Below are 26,654 nucleotides of genomic sequence, written 5' to 3'. Positions count from 1 at the left end.
CAAACATAGCCTTGACTTTTGGTTGGTTAACCAACCAAAATCCAGCAACAATATTATTCGGTAGACAATGACATGGCAATGATCAATGAAAATCAGCTGGTTCCCATCACTTCCGCCTCGGTACGAAAGGCATGCCAGGCTGGGCAGATCTGATGACCAAGCCGAACAGAGCTCAGCACAGTAACGCTGTGGCGACAGCGTGGCAGTTCACCGAGCAGGTTCCCCACGGCAGGGAGCTGGGTATGCAGGTTGTCTCGGTAGACCAGGGCCAGGTCTGTATGCGTCTGACGCCACAGTCATGGATGTTCGCCCAGGATGATACGAAAGAAATCTGCACCAGCGTACTTTACTCGCTGGCAGACTCCGCCGGAGGCCTGGCGGTATTCGCGGGGGCCCTGGAGTTGATGCCCATTGCCACGCTGGATTTGCGCATGGATTATCTGCGCCCTGCCAGCGGCGACCGGGCCCTGTTAGCGTTGGCTACCTGTCGACATTTAACGGACGAGGTCGCGTTTATTCATTGTGACATCCTTAGCGAGGGCAATCGTGAGTTGCTGGCGACGGCAAACGCCACCTTCATGCGTAACACCCAGGGCCAGCAATTCCATGCAGGTGGACGAGGAAAGGAGAGCGCATGACCACGATTGGCGATTCGGCACAACACATCTCAGGCGCTGCGGAAAGTGGGAAAGAATGTGCTGACTGGCAGGCTCTGCTGGAGCGCATTCCCTACGCAGGGCACCTCGGGCTTGAGGTTCAGTGGGGTGATGGAGGTGTACTGGTTCATTTGCCGTGTCGTGAAGCGCTGATTGGCAACTTCATGCTACCCGCCCTCCATGGCGGTGTGCTTGGGGCCCTGATCGAACTCACTGCGCGGGTGGCTGCGCAAAGCCAGGATACAGAGACACGTTGCCCGCGCATTCTCGACAGCCACATCAATTACCTCCGCTCCGCGCAGGCCCGATCGACGTTCGCCCGGGCCGACATTATTCGGCAAGGCAGGCGGACCAGCCTGGTCCAGGTGACCTGCTGGCAAGGCGATGAGAACAAACCGATCGCCACGGGTCAGGTTCAGTTATTGCTCCCGACAATGGCCGCCCAACAAGAAGACCGACATGGACATTAAGCACAACACACCTGAACGCGACGAATTCCGGGCGACGGATGGCGCCGGCATCGCACTGTGGCGCTGGCCGCATTCCAAAGCGCGCCCTACGCTCCATTGGGCACACGCCACGGGTTTCCATGGCCGCCTGTACCACCCCCTCCTTGACGAGCTTGCCACGGACGTCAATGTCCTGGCCTGGGACATGCGGGGGCATGGCGCCAGCGCCGATGCGGCGAATGTTTCGACATTCCGGGGCTGGGAAACCTACTATCGCGATATGACGGCTCTGCTGGATAGCCAGGACGAGCCGGTCTGGCTTGCCGGCCATTCCATCGGTGCCACCACCAGCATCATGGCCGCTGCCCGCCGGCCTGACAAAGTGCTGGGCCTGATTCTGGCGGAACCCGTGATCATAGATCCAGTGCAGGGCCTGAAGTTGGGGCTGGCCAAACTGCTGCGTCAGTCACATCGGTTGTCACTGGCCGCCGGAGCGGCACGTCGGCGCAGGGTGTTCGACTCGCACACTGCCGCGCTGGACAACTATCGAGGTCGCGGTGGTTTCAAAACCTGGCCTGAAGCATGGCTGGAAGCCTACGTCCAACACGCCTTCGTGCCGCAGGAAGATCAACTTCAATTGGCGTGCAGCCCGGAGTGGGAAAGCGTTACCTTTGCCCACACCGAACACAACCCCTGGCCCGGTATTCGTCAGTTGCGGTGCCCGGTTATCGCGCTGGCGGCGGAACGCGGGTCAACCTTCTCGCCGGCGGCCCGACAACGGCTGCAGACCCTGCTGCCCTCGGCTGGCGTGCGGGTGGTTGAAGGTACAACCCATTTTCTGCCCATGGAGCAGAACGACACCGTTCGCGACGCCATCCTGCAGCTTGCTTTATCCGGATGCCGCGAGAACTGATACCCACACCTGGATTTTGCCAATCAGGACACCTGCCATGCGCTGTATGCTGACACTGTTTATCTCGCTGCTCCTTCTGTCTGGTTGTCAGCAGTCTTCGGAACCGCCCCCAGAGGCTCTCGCCTCTATCCCCTGGGTAAAAACAGTTGTTCTAAAGGCGGCAGACCCAACAGCGCAGAGATTTTCCGGAACCCTGCGAGGCCGCCACGAAGTTCCTCAGGCCTTTCAGATCTCCGGCCGGATTCAACAGCGTTTTATCGATGCCGGTCAGCGCGTGAAAAAAGGCGACTTACTGTTCAAGCTCGACACACGAGACCTTGTGGCAACGGCGGGGGGAGCTGCCGCGGAACTCAAGCGATCAGAAGCAGCCCTGGCCATTGCCACCAATGAGCTCCAGCGTCAGCAGCAACTCGTAGGACGTCAGTTTGTCAGCGAACAAACCCTGCAACGCCTTGAATTGGCAGAGCGCGAGGCGCGCAGCCAGGTGGAAACGGCTTCTGCGCGCAATCAGCAGGCTCAGAATGCTCTGGGGTATGCGGAACTAAAAGCGTCCAACACAGGTGTGGTCACTGAGGTCATCGTTGAACCCGGTCAGGTGGTGGGGGTCGGACAAACACTTGCCGTTCTGGCTGAAGATCAATCGCTGGAAGTGGAGGTTTTTTTGCCAGAGGGCAGTAACCCACCCAGGCGCGGTTATGTTCCTTTACCCACTGGCGAACAGCTTGCTGTGAGTCTGAGAGAGATTGCCGGGGCTGCCGACCCCAGAAGCCTGAGCTGGCGTGCCCGATACAGCCTGGAGGGGCCCTACCCCTCATCTTTAACCCTGGGTTCGGTGGTGAGTGTCCGGTTAGCACAGAAGCAAACCGCGCCCAGCCATCGCGTACCGCTGGGTGCCCTGGATGAGAGAGGGCAAACGCCGCAGGTCTGGCTGGTCTCCGACGGCACGGTGAACCCCCTGGCGGTCGAGGTTATCGATCTGGGTGAGGAGTATGCGCAGATCAGGGCCGATATCAATGCGGGAACGTCCATTGTCGCGTTGGGGACACACCTGCTCACTCCTGGCATGGCGGTGCGGGAGCTGGCGCGATGAGCCTGCCTAATCTCTCCGCGCTGGCAGTGCGCGAGCGTTCGGTCACCCTCTTTTTTCTTTTGATGTCGGTTGTTGCGGGCTTCTACGCGTTCTCATCCCTTGGTCGGGCAGAAGACCCTGCGTTCACCGTGCGGTCGATGGTGGTCTCTGTGGTCTGGCCGGGAGCAACCCCCGAGGTGCTGCAGAATCAGGTGGTGGATCGTCTGGAAAAGCAAATCCAGGAGGTGGCGTATTTTGACACCGTTGAAACCACCATTCGGCCCGGACAGGCCTCCATGCTTATCCGGTTCCAGGATTATACGCCCAGTGAAAAAGTGCCGGACCTCTTTTACCAGGTCCGCAAACGCATGTCCGATGAGAGACCCACCCTCCCCCGGGGTGTGATCGGGCCCATCGTTAACGACGATTTCGCGGATGTGTATTTCTCTCTGCTGGCCCTGACGGCACCCGGAATGCCAATGGGTGAACTGACCCGCGAGACAGAATCGATACGAGATCGCCTGCAGCGGTTGCCCGGCTTGCAAAAAGCACAGCTCCTGGCGGAGCGTCCTGAGCGGGTGTATCTCGAGTTTGATCAGGACCGGCTCAACAACCTCGGTTTGTCGGCAGAAGACGTGTTACAGGCGATAGAGGCCAACAATCGTCTTGAGCCTCTTGGCTTTGTTGATCTGGCCGGCCCGCGGGTTTACATCCGCAGCAACATCGACCTGTCTGACATTGAGCGCCTCGCCTCAGTACCTCTGCGTATCGGAGACCAGCTTATCACCGTGTCTGATCTGGCCGAGGTGCGTTTGGGCTATGAAGATCCGCTGAACTACATCGTCCGTTCCAGCGGTGAGGATGCGATCCTCCTGGGCGTCGTCATGGAGACGGGCGAAAATGGCCTGGCGTTTGGCGAGCGCCTGCGCGAGTTTGTCAATACTGAACAGGCCAGGCTGCCCCTGGGGATGTCAATACAGACCCTGACCGACCAGGCCGAAGCCATCACTCAGGCGGTTGATCTTTTTCAGGTCAAGTTTCTGGTGGCGCTGGTCGTCGTGATGGGGGTCAGCATACTGGCGATCGGTCTGCGCGCGGGTTTGGTGGTGGGCATCGCGATTCCCGTCACTCTCGGCCTGACCTTTTTATTGATGAAAATGGCGGGCATTAACCTGGACCGCATCACCCTGGGCGCGTTGATTATCGCATTGGGCCTGTTAGTGGACGATGCGATCATCGCCATTGAAATGATGATTGTAAAAATGGAGAGCGGCTGGGACCGGGTACGGGCCGCCAGTCATGCCTGGAGCGTAACAGCTGCTCCCATGCTGTTTGGAACATTGGTGACGGTGGCCGGATTTGTCCCCATCGGATTTGCCCAGTCCGGTGTCGGGGAATACACCGGCAACATTTTCTGGGTGCTGGCTTTTTCGTTGTTGATTTCCTGGGTAGTGGCGGTAACCTTCACGCCTTATCTGGGCGTCAAGCTTTTGCCCAACTATCCCGGTCATGGTGGCCAGGACCTTTACCAAAGCGCTTTTTATCAGCGGTTGCGTGGGGTCATTGCCGCGTGTGTACAATACCGGAAAACCGTCGTTTTTATCACGTTGGGTTTGCTGGTGATCAGTGCTTTCGGTATGGCAACTCAGGTGCAGAAGCAGTTTTTTCCGAGTTCTGATCGCCCCGAAGTTTTGGTCAGCGTCTTTGCTCCACAGGGAAGCGCTATCGCTACCACAGATGAAAGTGTCAGACGCCTGGAAGCGATATTGATGGACATGCCGGAGGTGAAAAGCCTTTCCGCTTACATCGGTGCCGGTGCCCCCCGGTTTTTCGTATCTGCCAACCCCGAGCAGCCGGACCCGGCATTTGCCAAGCTGATTGCCATCGGGCAGGACGTTGAAGGGCGCGATCGCATCATCTCGGCGCTGGAAACCAGAATCGCGGTGGGTGAGTTTCCGGAGGCACGAGTGCGGGTAACGCGTTTGCTGTATGGTCCCCCGGTGGCCTGGCCGGTCAGTTTTCGAGTGTTGGGCCCGGAACCCGATCAACTCAGAGAGATCGCGCACCAGATCCGGACTCTTATGACCGGGCATCCGAATATCGTCATGCCGCATCTCGAATGGGATGAGCGCGTACCCACTCTCTATCTTGAGTTGGACCCGGAAAACCTGGGTTGGATCGGCCTGACCCCGGCAGAAGTTGCCCGGCAACTGCAGTTCCAACTTCGCGGAGTGGCCGTCACCGAGCTACGTCAGGGAATAAGGAGCGTTCAACTGGTGGCGCGTAATGCCCGTGGCGAAGTGATGATGCCCGAAGATCTTGAAATCAAGACCCGCGACGGCCGCAAACTTTCCGCACAGCAACTGGGCAAGTGGCAGGTTCGCTATGAGGAGCCCGTTATAAAGCGTTACAACCGTGACCTCTTCCTGGCCGTTCAGGCGGATGTAGAAGGCGCCCAGCCACCGGATGTCACCAAGGAGATCTGGAGTGCGATGACAGGCCTGCGTGAACAGTTACCGGAGGGTTATCGTGTTGAAATCGGCGGTACGGTGGAGCAATCAGCCAAAGCCAATGCGTCCATCCAGGCATTACAGCCGGTGATGTTGGCGTTGATGCTGATCTTCATCATGCTTCAGATGCGTTCATTTATCGGTACATTGACCGTTCTGGCCACCGCGCCACTGGGGCTGATTGGCGCTGTGCTGGCTTTGCTGCTGTTTAACCAACCCTTTGGCTTTACCGCGTTGCTGGGACTGATTGGCCTGGGCGGCATCCTGATGCGAAATACCATGATTCTGACCCAACAGGTGCAGGACAACTTCAAAGCAGGGATGGTTGCCCGGGAAGCCGTGGTCGAGGCGGCAGTCCAACGCGCCCGCCCCGTGGTGCTCACTGCCCTGGCGGCCGTTCTGGCGTTTGTACCTCTGACCTTTGACCTGTTCTGGGGACCGCTGGCTTATGTGCTTATAGGGGGCGTGGCGGTCGGCACTCTGATCACGCTGTTGTTTGTTCCGGCGCTTTATGCACTCTGGTTTCGCTTACAGATAGAAGATTGAAGTAGTCACGGACGTTTACGTGTTGACAGCATAGGCCACTTCTCAAGTTGAGCGGCTGCGCCGCCGGGGCGCAGCGCGATGTGAAGAATCAGGACTCAGTAGAGTCCCTATACCCGGCCATCATTTTCATCATCCAGCCCGGATACTCCTCCGGTATACGGCTCACCTCGTCGAGCGTATTAAGTTCTTCGCCAGACAACCGGATCTGCGCTGCCTGGATATTGGCTTTCAGCTGCTCCGGCCGCTTGGCGCCAACGATAATACTGGATACAGGCTTCTGGTGTAGCAGCCACGCCAGGGCTATTTGGGCTACGGTAACCGGCTCGCCGTCGATCTGCTTTCCGCCGGCAATCTCCCGCATCACCTTGATGACGTCGCTGCCCCGCTCACGGTCGACAGGCGGAAAGTCAAACTTGGCACGCCGGTTTTCCTCGGACACGTCCGGCCCCTCGTATTTACCGGACAGATAACCGCCTGCCAGCGGGCTCCACACCATCAGACCGACGTTCTCAGATTCCAGCATCGGAATAATATCCCGCTCCAGGTCGCGACCTACGAGGGTATAGTGGGCCTGCAGGGATATGATCGGGCACAGGTTGCGGGCCTGGCTGATGCCGATGGCTTTCATCACCTGCCAGGCGGCCCAGTTGGACAGACCCACGTACCGCACATGGCCCTGTCGCACCAGGGTGTTCAGTGCCTCCAGGGTTTCCTCGATCGGGGTGGCCGGGTCAAAACCGTGGATCTGGTACAGGTCGATATAATCCGTTTGCAGGCGCGCCAGGCTCGCCTTGCATTCATTCATGATGTGGCCGCGGGAAGCGCCACGGGCATTGGGGCCCTCGCCCATCGGGCCGAGCACCTTGGTGGCCAGCACGACATCTTCCCGGCGAACGCCGAGGTTCTTCAGGGACTGGCCGACGATGCGCTCGCTGGCGCCGAAACCATAGATGTTGGCGGTATCGATAAAGTTAATCCCCGCTTCCAGGGCGATCTTCACCAGTTCGTCGGCCTGTTCCTGCTGCAACTGGCCGATCAGCCCCCAGATGTCCTCATCACCGCCGAAGGTCATGGTGCCCAGGCACAGTTCGGAGACGAACAGACCCGAGTTGCCCAGCGACTTGTAGCCTGGACGATTGTCATCATTGAACCGCGGTAAACTCTCAGTTGCCATGTTGCACCTCCTCATGCTTTTCGGTTGATGTTCCAGAATTCACTGTAAATACTGCCGGTTTCGGTTTTTTTGCATTCGCTTGTGTTACTCGGCGAAGATGGCCTTATAGAAACGCATGGTGCCATCCCAGGAGCGGGCGGCAGCCGCTTCGTCATAACCCACCGGCATGCCGAACTCCTCGGCGATCTTGTCAGCACCCGGGTTGGTAAATGAGTGCAGCACTCCGGGGAAGCTCACCAGTGTCAGATCGACTTCGGCATCCTGCATCTCTTTGACCAGGCTCGCCACCTGATCCGAGGGGACCAGCTTGTCGGCACCGCCGGTATACACCTGGACCCTGGCTTTTACGGACCCGTGTTCAGCCTGGAGGGGGCTGCCGAGCGCACCGTGGAAGCTGACAACGCCGTCCAGATCGACACCCATGCGCGCCATGTTGAGAACAACGGCACCGCCAAAGCAGTAACCTTGTGCTGCAATTCGGGACCCATCAACACTTTCGTGGTTCTTCAGGATGTCCATCGCCTTCATGAAGCGTGCCTTAACCTGGTCCATGTCCCTGGTGGCTTCCTGCATGAATTTCTGGGCAGTATCGGGATGGTCGGCTTGTTTGCCAGAGCCATACATATCCAGCGCAAACGCTGTATAGCCGGCGGAAGCAAGCCGTTCCGCCTGATTCCGGGCGAATTCATTGTGCCCCCACCATTCATGGACCACCAGAACCCCCGGGCGCTTTTGCCCGAATTCATCATCCCAGGCCATGTAGCCGGTAAAGGTCTCGTCGCCGACTTGATACTCAATGGTTCTGGTTTGCGTTTCTGCCAGTACCTGCGTACTGGCAACAGTGAGTGACAGCGTGGCTGCTGCCAGTGCTGTTTTCAGGGTGCTCATCATCTGTTTGCTCCTTTTCGCTCGTTATGAGTCAATTTGCGTAGCGATTATGTACGGGTAGACATCGACCAAAGCTCACAGGAAATGTCGCCACGTGAGCGAACACGAATTTAATCGCTCGCTCAAAGCGCGATTCCTGTCCCGTCGTTACTGGCAGCGGGCGCGCAGCAGTCGCGTTGCGGCATCAAACACGGCGAGGTCTTCTTCGGTGCGCGCGGCAAGGTGGGCTCCTTCCAGCATCGCCAGGGTCGCCTGCGCTTCATCGGCGGGACCCAGGATGGCCGAGACGGATCCATCCCTGTGCCCCAGCTCAAACGTTGCTGTAATCCACTGCAAGACCATTGCGCGAATGGCGCCGACTCTGGCAATGACAGTGTCGGACAGGCTTTCGCGGCAGGTCGAAAAAGCAATGCACAGGCAGACCGTTTGTCCATCATGTAAGGCCCCGCGGTACAGGGCAATGAGTGCCTTGAGGCGCGCGCCGGCGCTGGCATGGGCTGCATCTATCTCGGTCAGACCCTGCTGCAGACTGGTCTGATAGCGCTCGATCAAGGCTTCGGAGAGCTTCGCCTTGGTGGGGAAATGATAATGGATCGAGGCCTTTCGAATGCCGATGGCCTCAGCCAGATCCGCATAGCTGAACCCGTCAAAGCCCCGTGACCGAACGGTGTGCTCGGCAAGGTCCATCAGGGCTGTTCTGGTATCACGGTTCATGGTTATTCACCTGTTTGCCTTTGCAATCCCGCTATTGCCGGGCCTTATACCCTCGGTGCCCCGGCAAATCGCAGGTGCCCCGTTTTCCTCCAGATCTTGGCGCCGCCGTCCCCGGCCGCCACGGACAACCTGTGTCCTTCAGGGAGGCGCAGCCAGTCATGCCTGGCCAGCATCTCGCCATCCCTGGTGACCGAACCTTCGATCACCAGCAGCTCGATTCCGCCGGGCGCCTCAGAGGTCAGTGTCGCCCCCGCATCGAGCTGGCTGTAGGTCACGATCTCACGATCGTCCTCATGCAGCTTTGTGGTGGCAACGCCGCCCACTGGGGCGCCCAGCCCGGCCTCCATATTCTTGCTGAACTGGGTGCGGTCGGCCAGGTCGAACTGCCACAGTTTCACAAATATCGTGCAGCCCGTTTCAGAGCCCGGAATATGTGACGTGGTTGGGGGGTTGCGCACATAGCTGCCCGCTGGGAAGTCACCGTGCTCATCCTGGAACACGCCATCGAGTACGATGAATTCTTCTCCACCGGTGTGGGTATGTGCCGAGAAACGACTCCCCGGCGCATAACGAACGATGGTCGTGGCGCGGGCAACTTCCTCCCCGATCCGGTCCAGCATGCGCCGCTCCACGCCTTTCATGGGCGAGGGCTGCCATTCAATCTGGTCGGAATGCATAACCACCGGTTTGGAGAAATCTGCATTAATCTCCATGATATTCCTCCCTTTTTGGCCTTCATGTTTTCCGCGCTTGCATGAAACCCGAGGGTATCGGATCACCCGGCAATTGAAGGACGGGCTGCGACTTTTGCGCGCCAGGCCTGGAGATTGGTCAGGGACTCGGGAATGTCAACCTTCGCGAAATCCGCAAACCCCAGGCCGGCAAAGGCGGTGATGTCTGCGACCGAGAAGCTGTCGCCTGCGAGAAACTCATTGTCCGCCAGAACGCTGTCAAGGTAGGCCATGGTTGCGCTGGCAATTTCTTTCTGTTTATTACCCCATTCAGCACACTGCCAGGTTTCCAGATCCGGACCAAGCCCCGGGGTCGCGTGATGGAAATAGGCCCCCACGGCATTCATCAGACCGTTTTCTGCCCGCAGATTCATCATTGCGATACGGGCACGCTCCGCTGGGGTTGTACCCATAAGGGACGGACCATCAAAGACACCGTCGATATATTCAGTGATGGCATTGCACTGGGCGATGCAGGTGCCGTCGTCAAGTTCCAGCATGGGCACGGTGGCATCCGGGTTTTTCGTCTTGAACGCATCGGAACGGTGCTCCCCGCCCATGACATCGACCGGGACGAATTCCACCTTATTCGTTGCGCCTTTTTCTGCCAGGGCGATGCGAACCCGTAGCGGGTTGGGAAAGCCTTCAGTGTCGTAAATTTTCATTGATTACCTCTGTTGGTCATTAAGCATACGACACGTAATTTACCTATCAGTAGGTAGGTTTGCAAGAGACAAATTGACGAGCCTGCTTTGTTTAGAACCGTTGACAAGGCATTCCAAACGGTGAGAACGGTCCAGGCCCTCCTTTCAGTAACACCGACGGGGGTTGCTCTGACATAGCCAGCGTTTCATTCAGGCCCGGATGAAGCTCGAGCCTACTCCTTTGGTTTTATTTTGTTTTATGACCTCGGACTTGAGATTTCAGCTGCTTCAGAAGGTCTTTGGAGCTCTCATAATACAGAGTGTAGAACTGATCGAGATCAGTCAGCTTGGCAAGCGTTTGTTCATTGGTAATGGTTGCCTTGGCTTCGGCAATCACCTCCTTTCTGGCCTCGAGCCGTTCTATCTGCCCTTCCACCAAGGCAGCGTAAGGATGGGGACGAATCGCGAAAAAATCCTGGCGTTCACCCGGCATTGTTCGACGTTCAACAATGCCGAGTCTTTCAAGAAAGCACGTATTCGTACTGACGCTCGCCTTACTGACGCGCAACGTATCCACAAGCTGCGATGAGCTGACGGGACCATCCGACACGATAAGTGTCGCCCAAAGTTGGCCAGCGATGCGGGAAAAGCCTTCAGATTGAGCCTGAAGACCGAGGCGCTCAATAAAACGCCTGTCTGAATCAGTCAGTGTTTGCATAATCAGAAGATTGTAACGAACTCTGCCAACCCCCGCCCAGAGCTCGATACAAATTAACCGTTGACTGCAATTGATCACGCCGCGTTTCCACGAGATCAAGTTCGGTTGTAAACAGGCTTCGTTCAGCGTCCAGCACCTCCAGGTAACTGGACGCGCCCCCCTCAAAGCGCAATCGCGCAAGTTTAGTTGTGCTTCGCAGTGCTGCTACCTGCCGGGCCTGCGCTTCCAAGCGATCTTCGGTACCACGCACCCCGGCCATAGCGTCGAGCACCTCCCGAAACGCCACTTGAATGGCCTGACGATACGCAATCAGGGCCTGGCGTTGACGCGCCTCCGCCTGATTGACCAGTGCCTCGGAACGCCCAAAGTCCAGCAACGGGCCGACTAACGAGCCGCCCAACTGCCAAGTGGATGCGGAGCCCTGGAACAAGTCGCCACCGGAGGCACTTCGCAGGCCCAGCAGGCCCTCAAACGAAATCCTGGGCAGGAACGCCGCCCGGGCAACACCGATTTCGGCGTTGGCCGCTATCAACTCCTGTTCGGCTGCCGCAATGTCAGGTCGGCGGACCATCAGATCCGCCGGCCGGCCGGCAGGGACGCTGCCCGGAACATTCATCTCACCAATGGTATCCGCTACGGAAATATCACTCCGTACAATCTGTTGTGGATCTCGCCCCAGAAGCACTGCCAAGGCGTTTCGCTGAAGGGCGTGCTGCTGGCGAAGCCTCGGAAGTTCGGATTCAGCGGCTGCAAGCTCGGCTTCAGCCTGCCGCAGGACCAACTCGTTAACCTCGCCTCCTTCGGACCGGGCCCGTTGCAGGGCGACCGATTCGCGGCGGGATGACACGGTGCGTTCGGTGATGTCGATCTGACGATCAAGCGCACGCAAATTGAAGTAACCATTGGCTACCTCACCAATCACGGCTAGTCGCACGGCCTCGCGATTCGCTGCACTGGCCAGGAGACGCGCCCGGGCTGCTTCGCTGGCATTCGCAAGCCGCCCCCAAAGATCCAGCTCGTACGATAGCACCCCACCGACCTGGATATCGTTGAAGGGTTGACCACCACCAGCGCTGTTGACCACCTCCTCACTCGGCCCCTGGCGCACCGCAGAGCCCTCTACCTCCAGAAGCGGATATTGTTCCGCCTGCTGCCCGGTAAGGCGCGCCCGTGCTTCGGCGACCCTGGCAGCAGCAAGTTGCAGGTCGCTGTTGGCACCAAGCGCCTCTTCAACAAGGGTGACAAGCGCCGGATCGCCAAAGCCACGCCACCAATCCAGGGGGAGTTTCTCGTTCGCCGAAAGTCGTGCGGAAGACCAGTTTTCCGGCACCGACGGCTCGGGTTTCTCAACAGTCGGCGCGAGTGAGCAGCCACCAAGTGACAACGCCATCACAGTGGCCAGCAATACCTTAACGGTCATCAGCCACACCTCCGTCTGCACGTCCGGGAGCGGCCGCAGCCGAGTCATCCTGGTCTCTGGAGCCACTCAGAAAATCCGTGATACGGCGGACCACCACATAGAACAGTGGAATAAAGAACGTCGCCAGTATCGTTGCCGAAATCATGCCGCCGAGAACCGCCGTTCCTATCGCAATACGCGTGGTTGCCCCGGCTCCACTGGCGAAAGCAAGCGGCAACACACCCATGCCGAAAGCAACCGATGTCATCAGAATCGGCCTCAAGCGCACTCGCGCCGCTTCCTTGGTTGCCTCAATCAGCTTCATTCCCTGCTCCTCGAGTGTTCGGGCGAACTCCACCAGAAGTATAGCGTTGCGCGCAGTCACACCAACGGTGGTCAGAATGCCAACCTGGAAGAAGACGTCGTTAGGAAGCCCGCGAACCATCGCTGCAAGTACCGCCCCGAGTACGCCCAAGGGCACCGCCAGCATCACGGAAATGGGTATGGTCCAACTTTCGTAGAGCGCGGCGAGCGCCAGAAACACCACCAGTGCCGACAGCGCGTAAAGCAGGGATGCCTGGGCACCAGCCTGGCGCTCCTGATAGGACAGGCCGCTCCAGGCGCCGGCCACACCGTCCGGGAGTTGAGCGATCAAACGTTCGACCTCCGCCATGGCCTCACCGGTACTGTACCCCGGTGCCGGCTCACCCTGAATCTGGCGGGACGGAACACCGTTGAAACGCTCAAGGCGCGGTGAGCCATACTCCCAGCGTCCGTTCGTCACTTCGCTCAACGGGGTCATCTCTCCGTTACCGGCTCGCAGATACCACGCCTCAAAATCCTCAGGCAGCATCCGGAAAGGGGCATCACCCTGAACATAGACTCGCTTGACCCGCCCCTCATGGAGAAAATCGTTAACGTATTGCGAGCCCCAGGTCACCGACAGAAGTCGACTGATCTCGGATAGCTCTATGCCAAGGGCCTGTGCCTTTTCGTGATCAATGTCCACTTTGTAGCGGGGATTGTCCGCCAAACCGTTGGGACGCACACTCGCCAGCACGGGGCTTTCGGCCGCCAACTGCAGCAATTGACCTTGCGCTGCCATGAGTGCTTCATGCCCGATGGCACCCCGATCCTGTAAACGCAATTCAAAGCCCAGGGCCTGCCCCAATTCCGGTATCGGTGGCAAATTGAAAGCAAAAGCCCGCCCATCACGCACCAGCCCGGCAAGCGCCCGGTTCGCCCGCTGAATGATGGCGCCGGCGCTTTGCGTCTCGGGATCGCGCTCACTCCATGGCTTGAGATTGACGAACGCCAGTCCCGCGTTCTGCGCCCGGCCAGCGAAGCTGAAACCAGCGATTGTGAAGAGGCCCTGCACCTCATCCTGCTCCATAAAGTAATCTTCGATAACCTCAATGGTATCGATTGTGCGCTGCTGGGTCGCACCCGCGGGCAACTGATACTGCACCACGGCGAATCCCTGGTCCTCCGCGGGCAGGAACCCGCCGGGCAACCGCACAAAGAGAACGGCCACCAGGACGACGATGCCCAGGAACGCCAATGTGTAGAGCCAGGCGTGGCGCGCCGTATGGCCAACCAGCCGGACATAGCCCCGGGTCAGCCGCCCCAGGCCTGCTTCAAACCAGCCGAACAGCTTTTGCAGCAAGGTTCTTTCGTGCGTGGGCTTGAGTATCCGACCACACAGCATGGGGCTCAGAATCAGAGCCACCAGCACCGAAAGCACCATGGCACCGGCAATACTCAAAGAAAACTGTCGATAGATGGCCCCCGTGGAGCCCGGAAAGAAGGCCATCGGAATAAAAACAGCAGACAGCACCACACCGATGCCAATCAGCGCGCTGGCAATCTGCCCCATGGACTTACGCGTCCCCTCCATCGGGCCCAGGCCGTCCTCATGCATCACCCGCTCGACGTTCTCCACCACCACGATGGCGTCATCCACCAGAAGGCCGATCGCCAATACGAGACCGAAGAGAGTGAGCATGTTGATGGAAAAGCCGAAGGCCGCCATGATCGCAAACGTGCCCAGCAGCACCACCGGGATTGCGATCGCTGGTATCAGGGTAGCCCGCCAACTCTGGAGAAATACGAGCATGACCAAGACCACCAGGGCGATTGCCTCGATGATGGTTGTGACCACCGCGTCGATGGAGGCCTCCACGAAAGGGGCCGTCTGGTAGGGGTACCGAATCTCCACCCCTTCGGGAAAATAGGGCTCGAGCTCCTGGAGCCGCGCTTTAACAGCCTCTGTGACCGCAAGCGAGTTGGCACCCGGCGCCAGATTGATGCCAAGGCCGGCAGCCGGCTCGCCATCGTAGAAAGTGTCAATCTGGACTGCACCGCCGCCCAGCTCAACGCGGGCAACATCCCCCAGGCGCACCCGGGACCCGTCGGGCATACTCTTGAGCAGGATGTTGCGGAACTCTTCGGTTGAGGTGAGCAAGGTCTGGGCGGTGACCGTGGCATTGAGCTGCTGGCCCTCGACTGCGGGCAGCCCGCCGAGCTGACCGGCGGTGACCTGGGCGTTTTGCGCCTCGATGGCGGCGCTCACGTCGGCGACGGTCAGGCCGTAATTGGTCAACGCCGAAGGGTCCAGCCAAATCCGCATCGCATATTCAGAGCCGAAAACCTGCACACTGCCGATACCGGTTACCCGTCCGATGGGTTCGGCTAACTCGGAGCTGATAAAATCGGCGATATCCAGCTTGCTGAGACGACCGTCGGTAGAGACGAATGCCATTACCATCAGAAAGCTGGTGCTGGATTTCTCGACGCTGATCCCCTGCTGGCGCACCACTTCCGGGAGTCGGGGTTCCGCCAGTTTGAGCTTGTTCTGTACCTGGACCTGGGCAATGTCCGGATCGGTGCCCGCCGCAAAGGTGAGAGTAACCGTAGCGTGGCCTGAGGAATCCGCTGTCGACCCCATATAGAGCAGATTGTCGAGGCCCGTCATCTCTTGTTCAATGACCTGAACCACCGTATTGGACACGGTGTCCGCCGAGGCGCCAGGATAATCGGCCTGAATTTCCACCGCCGGCGGTGCCACCGACGGATACCGCTGGACCGGCAAAACGAAGATCGCCATGATACCCGCCAGCATGGCGACAATGGCCAGAACCCAGGAAAAAACGGGCCTGGAAATAAAGAAATTAATCATTGCGCGGTGCCCTCGTCGTCGGAGGCGTTCTTCTTCGGATTATTCGTGCCACTGGCTTGCTGGTTTTGGGGGGGATGTAATGGAATATCTGCGGCAACCGGCTTCACCTTGGCTCCTGGCCTAACCTTTTGCAGGCCGGAGACAATGAGGCGATCCCCCGGTTCCAGCCCCTTTTCCACCAGCCAGAAAGCGCCAATGGCCCGCTCTGCCTCTAACTGGCGGGCGACAACTTCACCCTCCGGGTTGACCAGCAACGCGGTGGCCTCTCCTTGCGGGTTACGGCTCACGCCCTGCTGCGGCGCCAGAATGGCGTTCTCCCGAATTCCCTCACTCAGACGAACGCGCACGTACATTCCTGGCAGGAGATCTTCGTCCGGATTGGGAAAAACGGCTCTCACAGTGACGGAACTCGTGCTTTGGTTGACGGTAACATCCGTAACGTCAACGCGACCTCTGTGGGGATAGACGGTACCGTCTTCGCGCAACAAAACAGTCTCGGCTTCATTTGGGCCGGCCTCAGAAGCAGCGCCCTCCTTCAGAGACGACCGAATTCGAGCCAGTTTTTCGACCGGTAGCTGAATATCGACATACATGGGATCAAGCTGCACCACGCGCGCCAGGACCTGGGGCTGATTGGCGGTCACCAGCGCACCCTCCGTGTACAGTGTCGGGCCAATGCGCCCGGCGATGGGAGCCTTGACCTCGGTATACGCCAGCTCGATACCCGCCGTTTCGAGCATCGCCTGGGATCGGGAGACATCCGCCCGGGCTGCCTCCAAGGCCGATAGCGCTTCATCACGTTGACGCTTGCTGACCGCATTCTTCTCAAACAAGTCTGACGTACGTGCCCACTCCCGCTGCGCCTGTCGCAATTCGGCCTGTGCGCGCTCCAGTTCTGCCTGGGCCCGCTGATGGGCAGCACGGTATCGGTTGGGGTCGATCTGGTAGAGGACCTCACCTGCTTTGACCTGGGCGCCCTGTTCAAACAAGCGCTCCTGCAAAATGCCCGTGACTTGCGGCCTCACTTCCGAGATACGGTAAGCGGCGGTTCTGCCCGGCAGTTCCATTGAAAGATTCACACGCTGCGGCTGCACCTCAACAACGCCGACTTCTGGAGGCGGCGGCGCAGACCGTTCAGCCTTTGTCTGACCGGAGGAGTTGTCACAACCAGCCAGCAAAAGAACCGCCAACCACATGGGCAGCATGCGGGCCCCAAATAGACGCACCATCAAACTCTTCTCTGTTTCCATATAACTAACCTCTGAATGGGCCAAAGACTCAAAAACCGTTCGATCCATGCCTTCGTTTATAACCAGGTAGACAGAACGATCGATCCAAACTGATCGACGCCGTCCTTTTCCTCAAATTCTTCGCTTCGCCACAGGTAGGTGTAAGCGATCTGCCAGCGATCCCAGGTCAATGCCGCACCCACCTGGGCGTCGCCAACCCATTCGCGACTATCAACGGAGTGGCTGTCCTCGAAACTGTTGCCGTCGAGCAGCAGGTTGTGTGCCATATAGCGCCCTTCAACGGCAGCGAAGACGTACCAGCTAAAGCCCTGATCCCGCCGAAAAGAGGATTGCCCGCCTTGTGCAGGAGCGACTGACGGAATGCCGAAACTACGATCAAGCCCCTCTCCCAAACGAAACCCCAGGCCGCCGGAAGCGTAGGTATACAGGTTGCCGAGCGCAAACCCGGCAGACGGCCCATATTCAATGGTCAGCCCAGAGAAGTTTTGCTTCATAAACCAGGCACGTTCATAACCGAAATTGATAACTGGCTCGTTATCAAGCTGGTTATCCCAACCCCTCGGCTTGTCTGCCGCAATAAGTTCATGGAAATTTCGTTGACCCACCTCAGCGCCGGAGGCCGGGCCTACGATGCCCACGTCGATATGCAGGCTGTCTGCCAAACGCAAACCACCGTGTTCCCTTTCGCTTAGTAGCGAAATCCCACCAAACAAAAGGCCGGCATAGGGACGATCATCTTTAATAAGCGCTTCAACCTCTATATCTTCCGGCGTATACATCTGTTGTCCTAGCCGATATGTTGCGCCGGCAAGACTACTGCCAGACCAGCCGGGAATAACGTCCGCAAGACGGCGGCTCCAATGTCGATCAGGGGGCTCAAAAGCCCAGATCACCTCTACGCCGTTGGTATATTGACCATCGCCGCCGGCGGAAAACGCATCATTTTCTACTTTCAGGGACAGCAGGCCTTCAGCGGAAGCTGATGTCACAAGAGAACCCAGCAACAGACCTGAGCACCAATTCCGGTAACGCTTTCTGCAACATCCAGATTTCACTGAAGATTCCTCTGCCAAAGCTGGGTTGAACCGGATGTAAAAGAACTTGCTCCCGGATGCTGACATACCTTCCGTACGGCGACTTTTTGGTCGCCGGCCAGAAATGATGAGACGGCTGTCCGCACAACTTGTTCAATCTGTTCAGTATAAACTAAACGTAACACAAGTAATGATTGACAGCTAGCCGTGATGGAACTGTCCTGTGCCGGTGGAATGTGCGGAACGCTCCAGTTCTAATCTTGTCGCTCGCGCCTGAAAAATGTTTCGGGTTCAGGTATTTTTGAGGTTGGCAGAATTTTCCATAACCCGCTCAAAAACACGCAGGGCGACTTCCAGGTCGGTATTTTCAATGCCTTTCAGCATCTCCTCTCGCAAGACATTCGCCCGCTCATTCAGTTCGCTCATAAAGTGCTCACCGGCATTGGTAAGATAAAGCAGCCTGGCGCGCCGATCACGCTCACTGGGCCGGCGCTCAATCAGACCCTGCTCCTCGAGGCTGTCAAGCAGGCGGACCAATGTCGGGTTCTCGATGGTCATCAAGCGGGCTAGCTCCCGCTGGGTCAATCCTCCACCACCACGCTGCAGGCAGATCATGGTGAACCAGCGAGCCTGGGTAACTCCCAGGTCTTTCAGGCGCTCATCCAGCAACTTGCGCCAGCGTCTTGCTACCCGGGCATTGGTGAAAGGAAACTGATCTCGAGGGGTTTGTGGGTCCATCTAACTGTCCTGCTATTGATGATTCAGTAACAGTAAATCGCAAGCTAATCATATAGACAAGCGTCAGTTACACATTAGCCAGGTTTGCACCAGATCAATATGCAACATCACGTGGATTCCGAGGCCAACTAAGGAACTTCTCCTTCCACTGAGACAGGTAACTCCTCGCTTCTTCAGAGACCGGAGGCCCTCAGCGTATTGTCGCCCTGGCAGACACCCTTGCTGTCTGTCGTGACCGGCGACCGGCTTTTAAAAAGCTGGTGCCGAGCGCCCCACAACACCGTAGCATCTTCACTCGACACCAGCCGGGTCTTCGGCACGGCGTCTTCCAGGCCATCCGCATCAGCTAAGGTCAGTCCCCAGTCGAGTAGAGTCTGCGGGGCCGACAACAAGGCTGAGTTACTTTTATCGGTCAGAATGACATGAACTCGGGTTCGGGTGACCAAAAAAACGGTAGTTCAATAGGTTGGGAGTGTTTTTGGGCTATTTTTCACGTTTGTCTGCCAACCCTCCATTGGTGGTGACGCCGAGGCCAAGGCAGCGAATAAACTCAAAAAAAGTGCCATCGAAAGCTTATGGCAGAGCACGGTCATGCCGCGCACCGGGTATTCCAGATAGAATGACATCACAGATACGTTCCCGTTTTCATGTATTCATCAGTCGATAAAATCACCAGCAAAGCTGCCTACGTGATGGTCTACCGCGCAAGGCCAAACGACAGGCACTCGAAGCGAAAGCCTCTGGTAATCAAAGGTTCAGGAGACTGTTGATTACTTGGGAGGAAAGGGGTCTGGGCCAGAAAGTACACGGCCGGAATGAGAAGAATAGCCTTTCGGGCAGGGGGAAGATAACAGCACTACCGAGTCTCTAATTGCAGATTTCCCGACATGGGACGTTGAACACGGGCTACTGCAGCTGCCCTCGGCATTGAGCCCGGCGCAGTCATGCATCACCTGGGTGTCTGGCAACATGACACAAGCCTCGGCCATGGGTTCCGCTTCAAAAGAGGTCGCGGCAACTCCCTGTGCAACGGGGAGAAGAGCCACGAGCAGTAGTACTGCCAGTCCCATAAGCCGTGTGGTCATCGCACTGATATCCTGATTACAGAACAGCTAAAACATCTTCCGCGTGGGAAGATAGTCGCCCACTTTAACCTACATTGGCGGAAGTGCAAACAGACACGCTCCATCACCGTATCCGCCAATTCGGCTACCAGAGTAAGATGTTGGCGGCGCACATAAGTTCCTCAGAAGCTTGGGTGTGGGGACTATCCGGGGATAAAACATCCGCTCTCCCTCGAGCCCTCAGTCGAGTGAAAATCATGTTCTTTCACGTTGATCGTTCCCCCCCACTGCCCCCTCATGCAATGATGCAATCAATGGGCAGGTAATATTGTACGGATGGGCATGGCACTGCTCAACCATCTCGCCCAGTACCTTCTCGATTCTCCCCAGTTGGTCGATTTTCTCACGCACGTCCCGCAACTTGTGCTCGGCCAGAGCGCTGGCCTCCTGGCAGTGAGCGCCATCTTCAAGTTGTAGCAGGTCACTGATTTCGACAAGACTGAAGCCCAGCTGCTGAGCCGTTTTCACGAACATTAACCGCTCGATATCAGCTGGACCATAGCGCCTAATACCACCTGGAGGACGTTCCGGCTCCGGTACTAGACGTCGCCGCTGGTAATAGCGGATTGTCTCGACATGGACGTTGGCAGCCTTAGCCAGGCCACCGATGGTCAATGAATTCGCTTTATCCGGCATACCCCTTGACTCCGTAGCTGACTACGGAAGTAATCTTATCTCATCGAATGAAACCATGAAAGGTGTCAGCGTTATGCCGAATTCCAAATCGGGGCGTGTCCCCTTGGCTGCGGGAGGTATTGCGGGCCTTTTGGCTTCGGCCTGCTGTCTCGGACCGCTGGTACTTGTCGCGCTGGGTGTCTCCGGTGCCTGGATGGGCAACCTCACGGCTCTTGAACCTTACCGCCCGATTTTCATCGGCGTTGCATTGGTGGCCATGTTCTTCGCCTGGCGTCGAATCTTCCGGCCAGTGGAACAGTGTCAACCCGGTGAAGTGTGTGCCGTACCACGGGTGCGAACGACTTATAAGGTGATCTTTTGGGCAGTAACGGCACTGATACTGGTCGCCCTGTTGTTTCCCTATGCTCTTCCTCTGTTTTATTGAAAGGAGATTGTCCCATGAAAATGCGCTTTGCCATGACGTTGCTTTTCGCCCTGCTCAGCATGCCCTCGTGGGCCGCCATGCAGACAGTGACGCTTTCAGTTCCGGGGATGACCTGTTCCGCATGCCCCATTACCATCAAGCTGGCCTTGAACAAGGTGGACGGTGTTTCACAAGTCGACGTGAGCTATCCGGATCGAGAAGCCGTGATTACCTTTGACGACACACGAACATCGGTGGAAGCCTTAACCCAGGCAACGGGCGATGTCGGCTATCCCTCCACCCTGAAATCCCTGGAAACGGACAGTAAGTGAGTTGTGATAAAGGACTCCAAGCGCCCTCTGTTACACGCGACTCGGCGCCTGCCGTGACAATGCCCCAGTAATTCAAGGAACTCGGAATGAATAGTGACAAAAACCTGCATATCGCTGTGATTGGTAGCGGCGGCGCAGCCATGGCGGCTGCCCTGAAGGCCGCGGAGCGCGGCGCCCGCATCACCCTGATCGAGCGCGGCATTATTGGTGGTACCTGCGTGAATACCGGCTGCGTGCCGTCGAAAATCATGAGTCGTGCCGCGCATATCGCGCATCTGCGCACGGAGAGCCCATTTGACGGGGGCGTCAGCGCCCAGATACCGAAGGTGGACCGGGCGAACCTGCTTCAGCAACAGCAGACGCGTGTCGAGGAACTGCGCGACGCCAAGTACGAAGGGATTCTGCGCGACCAGACGGCAATCACGGTCCTGAACGGTGAAGCCCGGTTTGTCGATGCCAATAACCTGGTGGTCCAGTTGAACGAGGGCGGCGAGCAGAACGTCCATTTCGATCGCGCCTTTATTGGCACTGGCGCCCGTCCCGCAGAGCCGTCGATACCGGGGCTGGCTGAGACGCCTTATCTCACCTCCACCAGTGCGCTGGCATTAATTACTGTGCCTGAACGGCTGATCGTTATCGGCGCCGGTTTTGTTGCCCTGGAATTGGCCCAGGCGTTCGCCCGGCTGGATAGCAAGGTCACCGTGTTGGCCCGCAGCCACCTGCTATCCGGTGAAGAACCCGCCGTCGGTGAGGCCATAGAGGCGGCGTTCAGGCGCGAGGGCATCGAGGTGCTCAAGCAGACCCAGGCCAGCCGTGTGGACTATACCGACAATGAATTCGTTATCGAGACCAATGCCGGTACCTTACGAACTGATCAACTGCTGGTGGCGACCGGCCGGATACCCAATACCGAAAACCTGAACCTGGCGGGCATCGGTGTGGAAACCTCCCGTGGCGCGATTCAGGTAGATGGGCAACTGCAAACCACGGTCCCCGGTGTCTATGCCGCCGGTGACTGCACCGATCAGCCGCAGTTTGTCTACGTCGCCGCTGCCGGGGGCAGCCGGGCTGCGGTCAACATGACGGGAGGCGAGGCCACCCTGGATCTCAGCGCCATGCCGGGGGTGATGTTTACCGATCCTCAGGTCGCCACAGTTGGCCTGACAGAGGCCGAAGCGCTCAAGCAGGGCTACAATGTGGACACCCGTCTGCTGGATCTGGAAAACGTGCCGCGAGCGCTGGTGAATTTCAACACCCATGGCTTTATTAAGATGGTGGCCGAGCGCGATTCGGGACGCTTGCTGGGGGTGCAGGCGGTAGCCGGGGAAGCCGGTGAACTGATCCAGACGGCAGTCATTGCACTTCGGTCACGGATGACCGTGCAGGACATCGGCGATGAACTGTTTCCTTATCTGACCATGGTGGAAGGCCTCAAGCTCTGCGCGCAAACCTTCACCAAAGACGTGAAACAGCTGTCCTGCTGTGCGGGATGAGTATTTGCCAAGGCGCCTTCAACCCAACCTCTATCATGCAAGTTCGGACGCTTTCTGGTGCCTTAGGCGAGCCATGAGCAGCTTGGCAACAATCGGTAACAGGGTAATGCCACTGACCAGAATCAGAAGCACCGTCACCACCCCGGACTCAGAGGCCATGAGCAAGCCACCAAACGCAGTGATCAGATAGGCTGTCGGAATAACACCGGCCAGCGTTGCGACCACGAAGCGCCAGAACGCGAGTGGTGTCAGGCCCGCTGCATAGCTGACCCCATCGAAGGAGATAAAAGGCACCAACCTTGATGTAAAAATGACAAGCATCAATGCGCCCTGAGAGCGTTCCTTGCCAAGCCAATTCAATACCGGACGTAGTCGCTTCCAGCGATGGATAACGTCGTACCCCAAGGATCGAGCAATGGCGAAAGCGATCAGTGCGCCGGCTTCAGCACCGATAACCACGATGACTGTTCCCCATAGCGATCCATAGACTGCACCGGCAACCATGGCGATCGGGGCGCTGGGGATCGGGCTCAGGACAATGGCCGTGATCATCAGGCCAATGATACCCACCGGCCCCCAATACCCCAGTTGGTCAATCCATTCCGACAAGGCCGCCTTGTTGGTCACGGTGGTCAATGCTCCGGTCTCCAGCATGACCCAATAGATCGCAGCCAGTGCAGCCAGCAAGAGCATAACCCCGACTATTTTTGCTTTTGCGTTCGGTCTAACTCCCATACTTGCCATGGGTACCCGATGAAATTCATGCTTCAGGGTGGTAGTCATAATCTCCTCTGGCGTTCTTACTCGCGCGTCCAGAATCGTCCCTGTTTTTCGAAAGCAGGTACTTGCCGAGGGCTGCGACGCCAAGTACCAGGGCGACGATGAGCAAAAGGGATATCAACCCCATTCCCGCCATTCCAAACATGCATGCCTCATTTGTCATCATGTCAATCTCCTGATTCTGTGTGCCAGGCCTCTTACGAGACGCTGGCCTGTGCGGCTCCGCTTTCGCTGATATTGCTAGCCGCAGAGTCTCCGCTATTGGATTTGAACCGGCCCAGCCGGAGGGAATTGGTCACCACAAATACACTGGAAAGGCTCATAGCACCCGCAGCCAGCATGGGATTGAGCAGGTAACCGGTAAACGGGAATAGAACACCTGCGGCCACGGGGATCAGTGCCAGATTGTATCCGTAGGCCCAGACAAAATTGCCGAGGATCGTTTTGCGGGTGCGCTGGGAGAGCGCTGCGGCATCCACGATGCCTCGGAGGTCGCCGCGCATCAGAACCACGTCGCCGGCCTCAATGGCAATGTCGGTACCGGTGCCGATGGCGATACCCACATCGGCTTGCGCCAGGGCCGGTGCGTCATTGATACCGTCACCCACAAAAGCAACCCGGGCACCTTCTTCCTGCAGGCGCTTCACTTCGGCCGCTTTCTGGTCCGGCAATACCTCCGCAAGCACCCGTTCGATGCCGGCTTGCAGCGCAATAGCTTCGGCCGTGGCGCGATTATCACCGGTGAGCATGGCTACACTCAGCCCTGAAGCCTTGAGCGCGGCAATCGCTTCCATCGAGCCGTCCTTGAGAGGATCGGCCACGGCAATCAGTGCGGCGAGGCGGCCATCGACGGCAACATACAGCGGGGATTTGGCTTTTTCAGCGAGAGACACGGCACTGTCGGCGACGCTGGCCAGGTCGATACCGAGGCGGCGCATATAACGGTCCGCGCCCACATTGACCCGGCGTCCGGCCACCTGTGCCTGAATGCCATAGCCCGGCTCCGCCTGGAATTCACTGGTCGCGGGCAACGTGAGCCCGCGATCCCTTGCACCTTTGACGATGGCTTCCCCGATCGGATGTTCACTTTCGGTCTCCACAGCCGCAACCCAGGCCAGGACTTCATCCTCGCGGCCTTCCACCAGAATGAAATCCGTCAGCTCAGGCTGGCCCCGGGTCAGGGTGCCGGTCTTGTCGAGGACGATGGTGTCCATCCGAGACAATGTCTCCAGAGCCGCTCCCTTGCGGAACAGCACCCCCATTTCGGCGCCCTTACCGGTTCCGACCATAATGGCTGTTGGCGTAGCCAGTCCCATCGCGCAGGGACAAGCAATCAGCAGTACGCTGACCGTCGTGACGAAGGCAAAGGACAGGGCCGGCTCGGGCCCGAAGCTGAACCAGGTGATGAACGTCAGAATCGCGAGCACAATCACAATGGGAACGAAAATTCCCGCTATCTTGTCGGCCAGCGCCTGAATCGGGGGTTTATCAGCCTGGGCCGATTCCACCATTCTGATGATCTGTGCCAGAACGGTGTCCGCACCGACCCTCGTAGCCCGGAACGTCAGGGAACCGTTCTTATTAATGGTTCCACCCACCAGCTCGGCGTCTTTCTGTTTGGCCACGGGAACGGGCTCGCCGCTGATCATGGACTCGTCCACGTAGGATTGGCCTTCCTCCACCACGCCATCAACAGGAACCCGCTCTCCCGGGCGCACCTGGATACGGTCACCAGGTACCACGGCTTCGATGGGCACTTCGACGGCTTCCCCGTCCCGAATGACTCGGGCGGTCTTGGCCTGCAATTGCAGAAGCTTTTTGATTGCCTCCGACGTCCGGCCTTTTGCGATGTGCTCAAAGTATCGGCCCAGCAAGATGAGCGTCACGATTACTGCCGCTGCCTCGAAATAGCTTTCGGCGGTACCGGCGGGAAAGAATCCTGGAACCAACAGTGCTGCGACGGAGTAGAAATAGGCAGCGCTGGTGCCGATCATAACCAGGCTGTTCATGCCAGGATTGGCATGGCGCAATTCAGTGTACCCGGACCGGAAGAACCTCAATCCGGCATAAAACAACACCGGCGTGGTCAGGAGCCACTCAATAGCCATCCACCCCCGATGGGGTAAGACACTGACATACAAAGCCTCAAGAGCAGGGACCATCTTACCCATGGCAATCAGAACTACCGGGATAGTCAGCGCTGCAGCGAAAATCACTTTCCGGCGGAGGTCGATGCCCTCCCTGTCCTGCTCTTCCGTTTCGCTACTGGCGTCCGGCTCCTGAGGTTCATACCCCGCATCGCGGATAGCCCGATGAATTCGCGGCACTGACAAGGTGTCAGGCAGGAACTCCACAAACGCTTTCTGGGTGGTCAGATTGACGCTGGCCTTAACCATACCGGGTTGCTTATTCAATGCCCACTCAATCCGGGATACGCAGGAGCCGCAGGTCATGCCGATGACCGGAATGTCGGCGGACTGTACCCGTGGCTGGTAACCCGCCTCCTTAATCGAGTCGATCAGCATGGCCGGCGTCGCGGGCTGATCAAATTCCACGGTGGCTTTTCCGGTCGCCAGATTCACCTGGGCTTCCGCAACGCCGCGCTGACCCATGAGCGCCTTTTCAATCCGCCCGACGCACGAAGCGCAAGACATTCCATCAACACGAATCTCTATTCGTTGCATACCCGTTTGGCTCCTCGGCACAGCTAACTCCGTGCCTTTAATCAGTTCATTCGCAGGCAACTGGCAGCGTCACCCTCGCTGGGCTATGGCTTCGACAATCGGGCAGCCGTCCATGGGTCCTTCACCGGAGCATTCCTCCAGGGTTTCCGACAGGACGGCCTCAATGCGGGACAGGCTCTGAATCTGATGCCGGATTTTTTCCAGTTGCTTCTTTGCAATTCGCTTGGCCTCGGCGCGGTCGCCATTGGCGTCCTGAAGCATCAGGAGTTCGCGAATCTCATCAAGGGTGAAACCCCATTGCTTGGCGTGGATGATGAATTGCAGCCTGGCGATCGCATCCTCGGGGTAACGACGATAATTCGATTGGGTTCGGGCAGGCTCTGGCATGAGATTTTCCCGCTCGTAAAAGCGAATGGCATGGCTGGCCACGCCGCTTTTTTCAGAGAGTTCGCCGATATTGAACGTTTTCATTCCTGCACCTCAAAACGAGTGGTCAATGACTTATCCTAACCATAACCTTAAAGTAAACTTTAAGGTCAAGGTATTTTTCATGCATTGTCAGATCGGGGGCGATGCACCAAACTGGGCCAA

Annotated in this window: 24 protein-coding genes; 8 read left to right on the top strand and 16 right to left on the bottom strand. The window is 57.9% G+C overall.

All coding sequences use genetic code 11. From position 1 onward, the window contains the following. The first annotated feature begins 152 nt into the window (after positions 1 to 152). The 5 genes from FO268_RS15510 to FO268_RS15490 are packed head-to-tail and all read left to right on the top strand — an operon-like array spanning position 153 to position 6,143. Positions 153 to 638: a PaaI family thioesterase gene (locus FO268_RS15510; protein ID WP_150994181.1), complete on the top strand. Its 486-nt coding sequence runs from the start codon at positions 153 to 155 to the stop codon at positions 636 to 638. After that, positions 635 to 1,126: a PaaI family thioesterase gene (locus FO268_RS15505; protein WP_150994180.1), complete on the top strand. Its 492-nt coding sequence runs from the start codon at positions 635 to 637 to the stop codon at positions 1,124 to 1,126. The genes FO268_RS15510 and FO268_RS15505 overlap by 4 nt, the downstream gene beginning before the upstream one ends. Then, a complete protein-coding gene (locus FO268_RS15500; RefSeq protein WP_150994179.1) occupies positions 1,116 to 2,018 on the top strand; it encodes an alpha/beta fold hydrolase in 903 nt (300 codons plus the stop codon). The genes FO268_RS15505 and FO268_RS15500 overlap by 11 nt, the downstream gene beginning before the upstream one ends. Before the next feature lie 37 nt (positions 2,019 to 2,055). Continuing rightward, positions 2,056 to 3,108: an efflux RND transporter periplasmic adaptor subunit gene (locus tag FO268_RS15495; protein WP_150994178.1), complete on the top strand. Its 1,053-nt coding sequence runs from the start codon at positions 2,056 to 2,058 to the stop codon at positions 3,106 to 3,108. Then, on the top strand, positions 3,105 to 6,143 hold the full coding sequence (locus FO268_RS15490) for an efflux RND transporter permease subunit (protein WP_150994177.1): 3,039 nt from the start codon (positions 3,105 to 3,107) through the stop codon (positions 6,141 to 6,143). The genes FO268_RS15495 and FO268_RS15490 overlap by 4 nt, the downstream gene beginning before the upstream one ends. 88 nt (positions 6,144 to 6,231) lie before the next feature. Here the strand turns inward: FO268_RS15490 and FO268_RS15485 are convergent, their stop codons facing one another. The 12 genes from FO268_RS15485 to merR form a co-directional block, all read right to left on the bottom strand. Continuing rightward, the gene (locus FO268_RS15485; RefSeq protein ID WP_104425591.1) at positions 6,232 to 7,317 is read right to left on the bottom strand and encodes an aldo/keto reductase; all 1,086 of its coding nucleotides are present in this window, start codon (positions 7,315 to 7,317) and stop codon (positions 6,232 to 6,234) included. 84 nt (positions 7,318 to 7,401) lie between these two features. Beyond that, positions 7,402 to 8,208 carry a dienelactone hydrolase family protein gene (locus tag FO268_RS15480; RefSeq protein WP_150994176.1) on the bottom strand — a complete coding sequence of 269 codons (807 nt, stop codon included), beginning with the start codon at positions 8,206 to 8,208 and terminating at the stop codon, positions 7,402 to 7,404. Positions 8,209 to 8,352: 144 nt separating this feature from the next. Next, positions 8,353 to 8,919: a TetR/AcrR family transcriptional regulator gene (locus FO268_RS15475; RefSeq protein ID WP_150994175.1), complete on the bottom strand. Its 567-nt coding sequence runs from the start codon at positions 8,917 to 8,919 to the stop codon at positions 8,353 to 8,355. A 44-nt stretch (positions 8,920 to 8,963) separates the two neighbouring features. Then, the gene (locus FO268_RS15470; protein ID WP_150994174.1) at positions 8,964 to 9,632 is read right to left on the bottom strand and encodes a cupin domain-containing protein; all 669 of its coding nucleotides are present in this window, start codon (positions 9,630 to 9,632) and stop codon (positions 8,964 to 8,966) included. 62 nt (positions 9,633 to 9,694) lie between these two features. Next, positions 9,695 to 10,315, bottom strand: a complete 621-nt coding sequence (locus tag FO268_RS15465; RefSeq protein WP_104417610.1) for a glutathione S-transferase family protein — start codon at positions 10,313 to 10,315, stop codon at positions 9,695 to 9,697. A 226-nt stretch (positions 10,316 to 10,541) separates the two neighbouring features. Further along, the gene (locus tag FO268_RS15460) at positions 10,542 to 11,012 is read right to left on the bottom strand and encodes a GbsR/MarR family transcriptional regulator (RefSeq protein WP_150994173.1); all 471 of its coding nucleotides are present in this window, start codon (positions 11,010 to 11,012) and stop codon (positions 10,542 to 10,544) included. Further along, complete coding sequence (locus FO268_RS15455) at positions 10,996 to 12,432, bottom strand: efflux transporter outer membrane subunit (RefSeq protein WP_150994172.1); 1,437 nt, start codon at positions 12,430 to 12,432, stop codon at positions 10,996 to 10,998. The genes FO268_RS15460 and FO268_RS15455 overlap by 17 nt, the downstream gene beginning before the upstream one ends. Further along, positions 12,422 to 15,589, bottom strand: a complete 3,168-nt coding sequence (locus FO268_RS15450) for an efflux RND transporter permease subunit (protein WP_150994171.1) — start codon at positions 15,587 to 15,589, stop codon at positions 12,422 to 12,424. Before FO268_RS15450 ends, FO268_RS15455 begins: the two co-directional genes overlap by 11 nt. Next, complete coding sequence (locus FO268_RS15445; protein WP_104416573.1) at positions 15,586 to 16,839, bottom strand: efflux RND transporter periplasmic adaptor subunit; 1,254 nt, start codon at positions 16,837 to 16,839, stop codon at positions 15,586 to 15,588. The genes FO268_RS15450 and FO268_RS15445 overlap by 4 nt, the downstream gene beginning before the upstream one ends. A 56-nt stretch (positions 16,840 to 16,895) precedes the next feature. After that, a complete protein-coding gene (locus FO268_RS15440; protein WP_225316764.1) occupies positions 16,896 to 17,828 on the bottom strand; it encodes a lipid A deacylase LpxR family protein in 933 nt (310 codons plus the stop codon). Between the two features lie 336 nt (positions 17,829 to 18,164). Further along, positions 18,165 to 18,611 carry a MarR family transcriptional regulator gene (locus FO268_RS15435; protein WP_150994170.1) on the bottom strand — a complete coding sequence of 149 codons (447 nt, stop codon included), beginning with the start codon at positions 18,609 to 18,611 and terminating at the stop codon, positions 18,165 to 18,167. 1,319 nt (positions 18,612 to 19,930) lie between these two features. Then, complete coding sequence (merR, locus tag FO268_RS15425; protein WP_011784886.1) at positions 19,931 to 20,371, bottom strand: Hg(II)-responsive transcriptional regulator; 441 nt, start codon at positions 20,369 to 20,371, stop codon at positions 19,931 to 19,933. Positions 20,372 to 20,444: 73 nt separating this feature from the next. On the opposite strand from merR, the gene merT reads away from it, so the two are divergent. From merT to merA, 3 genes are all read left to right on the top strand, one after another. Continuing rightward, on the top strand, positions 20,445 to 20,795 hold the full coding sequence (merT, locus tag FO268_RS15420; protein WP_011784885.1) for a mercuric ion transporter MerT: 351 nt from the start codon (positions 20,445 to 20,447) through the stop codon (positions 20,793 to 20,795). Positions 20,796 to 20,809: 14 nt separating this feature from the next. After that, a complete protein-coding gene (merP, locus tag FO268_RS15415; RefSeq protein ID WP_011784884.1) occupies positions 20,810 to 21,106 on the top strand; it encodes a mercury resistance system periplasmic binding protein MerP in 297 nt (98 codons plus the stop codon). Positions 21,107 to 21,192: 86 nt separating this feature from the next. Further along, a complete protein-coding gene (gene merA, locus FO268_RS15410) occupies positions 21,193 to 22,599 on the top strand; it encodes a mercury(II) reductase (protein ID WP_091704926.1) in 1,407 nt (468 codons plus the stop codon). A gap of 33 nt (positions 22,600 to 22,632) precedes the next feature. Here the strand turns inward: merA and FO268_RS15405 are convergent, their stop codons facing one another. From FO268_RS15405 to FO268_RS15390, 4 genes are all read right to left on the bottom strand, one after another. After that, complete coding sequence (locus tag FO268_RS15405; RefSeq protein ID WP_091704929.1) at positions 22,633 to 23,382, bottom strand: TVP38/TMEM64 family protein; 750 nt, start codon at positions 23,380 to 23,382, stop codon at positions 22,633 to 22,635. Continuing rightward, on the bottom strand, positions 23,360 to 23,545 hold the full coding sequence (locus FO268_RS15400; protein WP_091704931.1) for a hypothetical protein: 186 nt from the start codon (positions 23,543 to 23,545) through the stop codon (positions 23,360 to 23,362). Before FO268_RS15400 ends, FO268_RS15405 begins: the two co-directional genes overlap by 23 nt. A 31-nt stretch (positions 23,546 to 23,576) precedes the next feature. After that, positions 23,577 to 26,063 carry a heavy metal translocating P-type ATPase gene (locus tag FO268_RS15395; RefSeq protein ID WP_150994169.1) on the bottom strand — a complete coding sequence of 829 codons (2,487 nt, stop codon included), beginning with the start codon at positions 26,061 to 26,063 and terminating at the stop codon, positions 23,577 to 23,579. A 69-nt stretch (positions 26,064 to 26,132) separates the two neighbouring features. After that, positions 26,133 to 26,534, bottom strand: coding sequence for a MerR family transcriptional regulator (locus FO268_RS15390; RefSeq protein ID WP_036206275.1), 402 nt, complete (start codon positions 26,532 to 26,534; stop codon positions 26,133 to 26,135). Positions 26,535 to 26,654 lie beyond the last annotated feature (120 nt).

Source organism: Marinobacter denitrificans, from assembly GCF_008795955.1.
Lineage (GTDB): Bacteria > Pseudomonadota > Gammaproteobacteria > Pseudomonadales > Oleiphilaceae > Marinobacter > Marinobacter denitrificans.
This window is presented reverse-complemented; position numbering and strand designations above follow the sequence as displayed.